Source organism: Vibrio sp. Vb0349 (genome assembly GCF_033338975.1).
Genome location: NZ_JAWOTS010000017.1, coordinates 84603 through 94606, shown reverse-complemented (window position 1 = coordinate 94606; position 10004 = coordinate 84603). Strand labels below are relative to the sequence as shown.

The following is a 10004-nucleotide window of genomic DNA, read 5'->3' as shown; positions in this document are numbered from 1 at the left end:
TGGTGATTTCTCCAATTGATTTTCCGGTGTAGCGGTTTCCGACGTCTCGGAAAACCAAGTAGTTCTCTCAAAGTTACCTCTATTAACGACACCAAATTCAGAAGCTTTAGAAAAAAGTTTAAAAAAATAACATTGCGAGATTTAGCTAATAAAATTGAAGAAAAGTAAGAAAAAGTGCTCAAGTTTCCACAAATCGAGCCGAGAGGGCTAAATTGTATAGAAAACCAGCAAAAGGAAACAATTAAAGGTAAGTTCGCAGACGATAGACGTGAAAATTAGAAAAGAAAAAGCCCCTTTTCCTTTGAGAGAACTGGGGCTAGGTTGGTCGCCAGAGCCTATGTGGAGATCAAGAGAAATGAACACATTTCCGGCATACCGAGTGCAACTTTACATTGAAAATGATTGGCAGGTGAGAGATGAGAGAGCCGCTCATTCTATTGTAAAGCTGCTTGCCAAAAGCCTGCATTCCCATCCACGTCTGAATGTATTGAGTACAGGCTAAGTAAACTACTGCAATAGTGACATTGCAGAGTTTGGCAACTGTTTCGCTTGAGCAAGAATCGATGTACCTGCTTGTTGCAAAATTTGTGCTTTGGTCATTTGCGTGGTTTCTTTCGCAAAATCTGTATCTTTAATTCGGCTGTTCGATGCGTCAACGTTTTCTTGGATATTCGCCAAGTTGTTGATGCTGTGACTCAAACGGTTTTGCTTCGCACCTAAGTCTGCACGTTGCGAGTCTACGTATTTCAGTGCCGAATCCAGCACAGAAATCGCGTTTTGAGAACCTTGTACCGTGGTCATATCAATATCTTGTACTGACGTTCTGATAGGTTCATCACTCAGGCCAAGCTCAGATGCTAATCCACCAGAAATAGAAATCTCACCCTGAACGTTTGGATGCGCGACAAAAACTTGCAACTTGCCATCTTCACTTACAGACGCATTAATCATATCAGACTGACCATTAATGTAAGTGGCAAGCTCTTCGATGTCGTCGCCCGCTTTGGCATTAATGTTGATTTCTAGATCATCAACATTGCCGTCTTCGTCTTCACCCATACCTGGTAGCGTGATCTTCAAGTCAGATTTAGCTGGGTCAACGCTCCAGTTTTTATCTTTACCGTTCTCAGATAAGAAGGTCACACCGCCCATGCGCGTATCGTCCGCACGAATGCTGGTGAGTCCCATGATCATGGCTTCACCTGAGCTCGCACCAATCTGGAATGCTGCTTCACCGAATGAGCCGTTCAATAGACGACGACCACCAAATGAAGTGGTTTCTGCAATACGGTTTAGCTCGTCAATCAATGCCATTGACTCTTCGTTGATCGCCTGACGCTCAGCCGGAGAGTTAGTACCGTTCGATGATTGAATCGCAAGGTCACGCATTCGTTGCATGACAGAGGTTGCCTCATTCATCGCACCTTCAGCGGTTTGTGCAATCGAGATACCATCGTTCGCGTTACGCATTGCGACATCTAGGCCACGAGACTGTGCAGTTAAGCGGTTAGAGATCTGTAGACCTGCCGCATCATCTTTTGCACTGTTAATCTTATGTCCTGAAGATAAGCGCTCCATCGACGTGTTTAATTCATCAGTCGCTTTGTTTAGGTAACGCTGCGCGGTCATCGCGGAGACGTTAGTACTAACTGTTACAGCCATTTTGCTCTCCTGTTGAGTTCGCAAGCTTTTGCGAAGCGGCCAGCTTTACTCTCATTTGGATAAGCACTGACCGTAAAAGTTACTTGCTAAATCTGCCTTAAACGCAGGGTTTAGAATCTCTAAATCTGTTCTGATATTTTCAATACAATTTGTGTGCCAACTTTCGTAAATTATTTAACCACTTTTAAAAGAATCAAATAAACAATAAGTTAGCTTTATCACTAAGCTATTTCCGGTTTGTCAGACTCATCTTAGCCCAAGGGTATTGAACGCTGCCCTGTTGCCGCCCGACTTGCCTCCCGCATCATTGCCGCTTTGGGTAAAATCGTGCCGCATGACATCTCAGACTCTCAGGTTACGTCGACTTATCGCGCTTAAGGCTTTGCACATAAGGCATCAAAATCAGACAATGTGTATGAGTGTCATACTAGATGTAGTTAAACAACGTTAGATCTTTGGTCTTACCGAATGCTTGTTGCGATGCCTGTAACGCTCGCGAGTTTTCACTGAACTCGATCACGGCTTTGGAGTAATCCAAGTCCTCAAAGTTGCTCTTCGCTTTTGCCAGAGACAAATTAAAGTCTTCATGATTTTGCTCTTGGATATCCAGCGTACTCAATCGAGCACCGGCATCTGTACGCGCTTTATTCAAATGGATAAAAGCAGCGTGGAATTCTTCTGTCATTTGGTGCAATTTAGCAGTCGCCGACGTATCCGAAACCGATTTGTCTGACCATGCCATTGCATCCTTGAAGGTATCGAAAATGCTGAACTCTGCCCGCTTTTCGATCTCAATGCTGTCACCAGGCGTAATTTGGCCTTTTACGTGCACTTTCAGGCCTTTGTATTCAATCCCTTTCTCTGGAGAAAACTCATCGGCATCCACTACTTTGCCGTTACGCTCTAATTGGTAACCAAATTTGCCGTTATTCATATCGACAAATGTCACGCGATACGCCGCATCATCCTTCGTATCAACGTTAGTGGCTTTGTTTAGCAACAGCTCAGAGCCGTTTTGTAGATCGTAATTCGGCTGATAATCGCCAAATGGGTTTGGTATCTCCATAAACAGCTTGCTGCCAGGATCGTTCATTGGCATCTCAAGCATGCTAGAAACTTTCATTTTGCGCTGATAATCGTCCCCAGCGTATTGCACGCTACCATCTTTATCGCGATAAAATGGTTGGCTTTTTGGCTTAGTGCCAGCAAACACGTAGTTACCAGATTCATCTTGCGAGTTCACCAAGTTAAGGAAGTTGTTCGCAATCTCTTCTAACTCACGCTTCTTTGCTTGTCGGTCTTCAGCAGAAAAGGCACCGTTAATCATCTCCATCGTTAAGCGCTTCGACTCGTCGGCAAAATTCTCCGCATTGGCGATATTAACTTCGTGGTTTTCTAGACGATTACGTACCAACACTATCGAGCTAAGATATTGTTGTAGCTGTTCTTGTTGCTGACTAATGTTTTGGATGTAATGCGCAGCGAGGGGGTCGTCACTAGGTTTCAGTAACTTTTTTCCTGAAGCAAGCTGCTCTTGGTTGTGGTGAACCTTATTCTCTTGACGACGCAGATCATTTTGTACGGACTGATAGTTATGGAAACTAGAAATTCGGGTTAGCACTTATCTCTTCTCCTTACCTCAGTTGTAAAATGGTATTGAAGGTATCATTCGCCGCTTGCATCACACGTGATGAAGCCATGTACGCTTGTTGAAACTTCATCATGTTGGCCGCTTCTTCATCGAGGTTAACACCAGAAATAGAAGCAACGCGCTCTTGCGCCGCTTCATGCTCTAAACGAGCGACGGAGGCTAAACGGTTTGCTGTAGAAGACTTCAGTCCAACTTCAGTATTGAGGTTATGATAAACATCGATCAAGGTACTGGATTTTCCATCCATCATCTTGTCTGTTTGGATCTTCTGCATTTTTCTCAAGTTGCCGTTACCACCTTCAGAAGGCACCAAGTTTGCGGTGAATTTATCATTCATCAGAGCGCCTTCGCTCAACTCAAACACGGTTGCATCGCCGTTTCTATACAGCGGATGGCTTTTCGGCACTGATATTTCAATCATCGGGTTATCTTTATCTAACGGGTATGAGTATTTGTCCGATAGTAAATTACCCTTGTTATCCGTGATCTTTAACCACGGCTTATCATGCTTCTCATCGGCTGGTTGTACGGTAACCTCAAACTCTTTAACATCCCCCGCCTCACGAATTTTAAACTTGGCGTTACCTTGGGCAAAAGTGGTTGAGGCTTCATAACTTTGTGCGGCAATAGCTTTTGCGTCATTGGTTTCCATCTTTATGATGGCTGCACCACTTCTCGTTGGGCGGAGCAATACGCGCTCACCGGCGGCAAGGCCTTCACCAATTTGCACTTTCATACCATCCAGAACAAACGACGAATCCGAACGGTCGATGTTCAACGACATTTGCTCACCTTTCGGTGTTGTCACGCTGTATTGGTCGCCATCATAACGCAGCGAATATTCACCACCTTTGATCGCGGAAATGTCCTCGATGTAAACCGCAACATCAGCTTGTGAGTCAGGCGCAGCAAAAACTCGAGATTTTGCCACCAGCTCAGAGTTCACGTCGGTAAATACGTCTTTACCTATCTTGCCGTTGAGATCCAGACCTTGAGATTGCAGCTGATTAATTTTGTAGGAGAAACCCGTCGCTAAACGGCCCATTTCATCTTGCAGTTGTGGAATGTGTTTGTCGCGCATTTCAAGTAAAGCGCCGATTTTGCCATCCATATCATCAGACTTGATCGCTTTAATGCCATTTCCTTCCACCATTGCTAATCGTCTTTGATGAACATCCGGATAGCCATCGATCATTTTGAGCTGGCTTGCTTCCGTGCCAGAAACAAGTGTGTGTCCATTGCCGATATGAACATTAAACCCTTCTGCATTTTTGCGTGGGGTTACGGTAACTTTGGTGTACTCTGACAGCTCAGTAACCAGCTTTTCATGCTGATCCATCAGGTCATTATGTGGACCGGGAGTACGCATCATCAGTCGATGAATATCGCGAATTTCCAACGCAAGTTGGTTAACGCGCTCAATGCCCATATCCAATTTTTTATTGGTGACATCAGATTGCAGTCGAACGGTTTCGTGGAAATCATTTAATGTATCAGAGAAGATTTTCGCCTTTTCCAATACCACTTTTCGTGCCCCTAAATCGTTCGGGGTATCTGCCATGGTTTTTACCGCATCGAACCACTCATTCAGGTTCTCGGGAATTTTCTTCGATGCCACAGAGCTCAACATGCTAGAGAGCATATCAAGATTGTCTTGGGTATCCGTTTTGTTGGCATTGTTGGTCGACGACAGGTTCAGTTCATTCACGGCAAACTGATCCCACGAGCGGCGAACATTTTCCACATGCACACCCATGCCGTAGGTAGAACCACCAAACATGCGCGGATCATTCGTGCCTTGGATAACAGACTGACGGCTATAACCCTCTGTATTAACATTAGAAATGTTATGACCAGTGGTGTTTAATTGTCTCTGAGCAGTAAGCACACTTTGAGTACCTACATTCAGAAGATCTGACGCCATACATGCCCCCAAAAACGAAATATAAATCGGCAAAACCGATCACCTAGACACGTTAAAAGCAAAAGATGTGCCAAGTGATAGAAAGGCGTAGATATTCAGATAAAGTGAAGGCTTGCACTATGGCAAGCCTTCGAGAACGTCATAAATTGGCGCAGAGACATTACATACTTTCGATTTTATCCTTCACCTGCAGGACTTTATCTGCGTAGTTCGGATCGGTCGCGTAACCCGCACTGTGGATACCGCGAATAAACGACTCTGAATTCCCGCGTTGCTGCAATGCTGTCTCGTAACGTGGGTTGTCATTCAAAAATCGTACAAAGTCATTAAAGCTGTCTTCGTAACTTGAGTATGAGCGAAACGCTGCCGTCTCTTTCACTGGCGTGTTATCGTGGAACTCTAAAGTTTGAGTCGTCACTTTGTCACCCTGCCAGCTTCGATCTGCTTTGATATTAAATAAGTTGTTGCTGCTGCCACGCGCGTTCTTCACGACCTTTTGCCCCCACCCCGTTTCCAAAGCGGCTTGCGCAAGTAGCAGAGATGGCTCGACTCCTAGGGCTTTCGCAGCTTTCTCCGCGTATGGCTTCATCGAGTTAACAAAGGATTCTGGTGAATCGAATCGAGTGGGTTCATTGCTTGGTCGAGATAGTTGACCAGATTCAATCAAGCGCTGTTCAATCTCGCGCGCTTTTTTCGGGTCAACACGACGATATTCCGCAGCATTGTTTGCCGCATCACGCATAGCCGTTTCTTTTTTGTCGTTCCCTTGCCCAGCCGTTAATTGCTTAACAATCATATCGGCCAGTCCCATTGAACCAGACGAACTCAATTCACTCGCCATCTGTTCATCCAACATTTGTCGGTAGAACTTCTCGTTTTGGCTGTTCATCATGTTGGACTCAAAGCCCTCATTGGCTTCACGCATGGATTTCAACATCATGGAGGTGAAGATCGATTCGAACTGACGAGCAGCCGCATGCAATGCTTCTTGCTCGCCATCTTTTCCCTCTTTCACTGCTTTTTGACGCAGAGTATCCAGAGAACTGATGTCATGGATAAAACCAATGTCGTTAGGATTGTTCATTATACCTACCTCCTAACCATTAAATGATGATCAACTGGCCTTCAATGGCACCAGCTTGCTTCAATGCTTGTAAAATTGCCATCAAGTCCGAAGGCGCAGCCCCGACTTGGTTCACGGCACGGACCAAATCATCCAACGTTAAGCCTGGTTCGAACTTAAACATTTTGCCTTGCTCTTCGCTGACTTCGATATCCGAGTCTGGTACGACTACGGTTTGCCCACCAGAAAAGCCGTTAGGTTGGCTAACATTCAGGTTTTCTTTGATCGCAACCGTCATGCCGCCGTGCGTTACTGCTGCTGGTTTAAGACGCACATGCTTACCAACTACGATGGTGCCCGTGCGAGAGTTAACGATGATTTTGGCTGCACCATCTGCTGGGTCAAACTCTAGGTTTTCAATTGCCGATAAGAACGCAACACGCTGGCTGACGTCACGAGGAGCACGCACGCGCACTGATGTCGCGTCAACAGCGCTCGCCATTTGTGGGCCAAGGAAGTTGTTTACAGCATCCGCCATACGTTGAGCCGTTGTGAAGTCTGACTCAAGCAAGTTGAACGTGATGTAATCACCACGACCAAATGGGTTTGGAATTTCTCGCTCTACTGTCGCACCACTAGAGATAAGACCAACGGTTGGATTGTTACCTACGATTTTAGAACCGTCAGCGCCTTCAGCACTGAAGCCGCTCACCACTAAGTTACCTTGAGCAACCGCGTAAACTTGACCGTCGAGACCTTTGAGGAACGTTTGTAGTAGCGTACCACCACGCAAACTTTTAGCACTTCCGATGGAAGAGACAGTCACGTCCACTTGCTGACCCGGTTTAGAGAAAGGCGGCAATTCTGCCGTAACCATGACTGCGGCAACGTTTTTAATTTTTGGCTTTGTGCCCGGCGGCATCTGAATGCCGAAGTTTTGCAGCATGGCGGCGAAACTTTGCTCTGTAAACGGGTTCGCTTCACCCGTACCAGGTAAGCCTGAAACCAAACCATAACCCACGAGTTGGTTGCTTCGTACACCTGCCACTTGCGCGACGTCTTTGATACGTGCGGCTTGGGCTACGGTAGAAAACAGAGCAACGCTCATCAGTACTAAAAGGAGTTTTTTCATGCTTACTTATCTCTTGCAGTCAAATTGCCGTCAGCACGGCGTGTTATAGCGCTACATTAAAGAATCGTGCCAAGAAGCCTGGCTCTTGCATATCTTGTTGCAAACCAGTCCCTGAGTATTGAATTCTTGCGTTAGAAACGCGATTTGATGCAATGGTGTTGTCGAAATTAATATCATCCGGACGAATAGTGCCACTTAAACGTATGTACTCATCACCCGTATTTAGCGTCATCCACTTCTCACCGCGGATCACGAGGTTGCCGTTTGCCAGTACTTCGATCACCTCAACAGTGATGTAACCACTGATGCTGTTGCTCTGCTTTGCAGAAGAGTCACCTGCAAATGAGTTGGAGTTGTTTAAGTCATAAGAGAAATTATATTTTCCGCCAATTTTCAGCTCTTCTCCGCCCACTTGAAGCGGGTCCATTTGCGCTTCATTGGTTTTCGATAAATCGGCATTTGCGCTTTTCGTCGCACTGGTTGTCTCATCAAGTGTTACGGTAATAATGTCGCCAATACCACGTGGTTTAGAATCGTCGTAGAGATCGGTAATGTGCTCGGCGCTAAACAACGAGCCTGTTGCAGCAGCGTAATGCTCAGGTTTGTTTTTCGGATGAATTGGAGCCCAAGCAGGGTCGCCAGCAACCGGATCGCTTCTACCACGTAAAGTATCTACAATACCGCTGCTCTCTTCTTTCGATTTATCACCTTCTACTGCGTCGACCACAGTGGTTGCTTGTGTCACTTCTTCCGTTTCAATCGGTTCCAACATGGCACAGCCCGACATCGTAGCAATCAAAGCGAGTAGGCAAATACGTTTCATCGTGAGCTCCTCAAATCTTGCTCTTAATCGTTACAATTGCTGGTTAACGAAGCTCATCATCTTATCGACTGACGAGATCACTTTTGAGTTCATTTCGTAAACGCGCTGGGCTTCGATCATATTGACCAACTCTTCTGTTACATTCACGTTGGACGCTTCCAGCATGGATTGACGAATTTCCCCCAAACCGTCCAAACCAGGAACACCCTCTTGTGGATCGCCACTGGCACCCGTTGGTAAGTAAAGGTTCTGACCAATTGGCTCTAGGCCACCCGGGTTAACAAAGTCTGTAATGGTTAGCTGACCAACGACTTGGTTGTCTTGCTGACCTCGGACGCGAACCGACACTTCACCATCCGTACCGACAGTAATAGAAATCGCATCTTCTGGAATCACAATTTCAGGCTCTACAGGGTAGCCAGAACCCGACGTGACTAACGTACCTTCACCATTGAGCGTGAACTGACCGTTACGGGTATAACCGATGTTGCCGTCCGGCAATGTCACTTGGAAAAAACCGTCGCCTTCCACCATCATGTCCAGTGCGTTAGTCGTTGTCTGTGCATTGCCGTGCGTGTGCACTTTTTGCGTCGCAACCACTTTAGAACCCGCACCTAGCATCAAGCCACTTGGCAGTTCCGTGTTCTGAGATGACTGGCCGCCAGGCTGGTTGATGTTCTGATAGAACAAATCTTCGAATACTGCACGGCTCTTTTTGTAGCCGACAGTAGAGGCGTTCGCCAAGTTGTTCGAAATCGTGGCAATGTTGGTTTGTTGGGCGTCTAGACCTGTTTTACTTACCCATAGTGCTGGATGCATAGTGAACCTCTAACTCTGTTAACTCATACGAAGCAGTGAATCTGAAGATTTATCCATTTCTTCAGCTGTGCTCATCATCTTGACTTGCATTTCAAACTGACGTTGTAAGTCAATCAATGCGGTCATTTCACCTACGGCATTCACGTTACTGCCTTCTATCGCTCCCGTCTGGAGGCTAACAGTCGCGTCTGCTTCGTAAGGTTGGTTTGGAGTTTTATGGCGAAATAAGCCATTGGTGTCTTTAAACAAGCTTTGCTCATTAGGCTTAACAAGCTTAATGCGATCAACCGCTTGGAATTCTTCTGCCGGGGCACCTTGAGGAAGCACAGAGATGGTGCCATCCCGACCGATTTCAATTTTGGAGAGAGGGATAGGCAAAGTAATCGGCGCGTCGTTTTCACCCAGCACCAAATGACCACTTGCGTTGGTAAGCATGCCATTTTGATCGACTTTTAGGTTGCCGTTACGGGTCAACCCTTCTTTCCCTGTGTGATCGAGTACCGATATCCAACCGCTGCCTTCAATCGTCACATCCAGATCACGCCCTGTTGTAATCACGCTACCTTGAGCAAAGTTATGCCCTGGACGCTCTGTCATGCTGAATACACGTGAAGGATGGCCTTCACCATAAGCCTGCATTGAGCGAGCCTGTGCTAAATCAGCCCGAAATCCGGTCGTGCTTACGTTAGCCAAGTTATTAGCGCGCAATTGTAGTGCCTGCATATTTTGCTTGGCACCACTCATTGCGAGAAACAGTGCGCGATCCATAAATTACTCCAAAAAATCTCTCTGTACACGGAGTAAAAGCAATAGTTATGCCAAAACAAAAATAGACTTATAAATCAATACTTTGAATTAAGAACCAACAATGAAAAGAGGTCAATAGAGGCAGAAAACTGTAACGAGAGGCAAGGTTTTGATCCATACGGC

The 10004-nt window shown here is 46.0% G+C and carries 8 protein-coding genes; all 8 read right to left on the bottom strand.

The genetic code is table 11. The features are described from left to right. Positions 1–507: 507 nt before the first annotated feature. A complete protein-coding gene (locus tag R7Q47_RS17160; protein ID WP_005382038.1) occupies positions 508–1662 on the bottom strand; it encodes a flagellin in 1155 nt (384 codons plus the stop codon). A 427-nt stretch (positions 1663–2089) separates the two neighbouring features. Then, positions 2090–3283: a flagellar hook-associated protein FlgL gene (gene flgL, locus R7Q47_RS17155; protein ID WP_017634832.1), complete on the bottom strand. Its 1194-nt coding sequence runs from the start codon at positions 3281–3283 to the stop codon at positions 2090–2092. 13 nt (positions 3284–3296) lie between these two features. After that, positions 3297–5237, bottom strand: coding sequence for a flagellar hook-associated protein FlgK (flgK, locus tag R7Q47_RS17150; protein WP_213868991.1), 1941 nt, complete (start codon positions 5235–5237; stop codon positions 3297–3299). 160 nt (positions 5238–5397) lie between these two features. After that, a complete protein-coding gene (flgJ, locus tag R7Q47_RS17145) occupies positions 5398–6324 on the bottom strand; it encodes a flagellar assembly peptidoglycan hydrolase FlgJ (RefSeq protein WP_031779079.1) in 927 nt (308 codons plus the stop codon). A gap of 16 nt (positions 6325–6340) precedes the next feature. Next, positions 6341–7432, bottom strand: a complete 1092-nt coding sequence (locus R7Q47_RS17140) for a flagellar basal body P-ring protein FlgI (RefSeq protein ID WP_005393118.1) — start codon at positions 7430–7432, stop codon at positions 6341–6343. Positions 7433–7475: 43 nt separating this feature from the next. Next, a complete protein-coding gene (gene flgH, locus R7Q47_RS17135; protein WP_054576687.1) occupies positions 7476–8255 on the bottom strand; it encodes a flagellar basal body L-ring protein FlgH in 780 nt (259 codons plus the stop codon). Positions 8256–8285: 30 nt separating this feature from the next. Further along, the gene (gene flgG, locus R7Q47_RS17130; protein WP_005382032.1) at positions 8286–9074 is read right to left on the bottom strand and encodes a flagellar basal-body rod protein FlgG; all 789 of its coding nucleotides are present in this window, start codon (positions 9072–9074) and stop codon (positions 8286–8288) included. An 18-nt stretch (positions 9075–9092) separates the two neighbouring features. Continuing rightward, the gene (flgF, locus tag R7Q47_RS17125; RefSeq protein ID WP_054576686.1) at positions 9093–9842 is read right to left on the bottom strand and encodes a flagellar basal-body rod protein FlgF; all 750 of its coding nucleotides are present in this window, start codon (positions 9840–9842) and stop codon (positions 9093–9095) included. Positions 9843–10004 lie beyond the last annotated feature (162 nt).

What these genes read in the sequence shown, in the direction of transcription:
- R7Q47_RS17140 (WP_005393118.1), bottom strand. Translation starts at nt 7,432, where the DNA reads ATGAAAAAACTCCTTTTAGTACTGATGAGCGTTGCTCTGTTTTCTACC.
- flgH (WP_054576687.1), bottom strand. Translation starts at nt 8,255, where the DNA reads ATGAAACGTATTTGCCTACTCGCTTTGATTGCTACGATGTCGGGCTGT.
- flgF (WP_054576686.1), bottom strand. Translation starts at nt 9,842, where the DNA reads ATGGATCGCGCACTGTTTCTCGCAATGAGTGGTGCCAAGCAAAATATG.
- flgK (WP_213868991.1), bottom strand. Translation starts at nt 5,237, where the DNA reads ATGGCGTCAGATCTTCTGAATGTAGGTACTCAAAGTGTGCTTACTGCT.
- R7Q47_RS17160 (WP_005382038.1), bottom strand. Translation starts at nt 1,662, where the DNA reads ATGGCTGTAACAGTTAGTACTAACGTCTCCGCGATGACCGCGCAGCGT.
- flgG (WP_005382032.1), bottom strand. Translation starts at nt 9,074, where the DNA reads ATGCATCCAGCACTATGGGTAAGTAAAACAGGTCTAGACGCCCAACAA.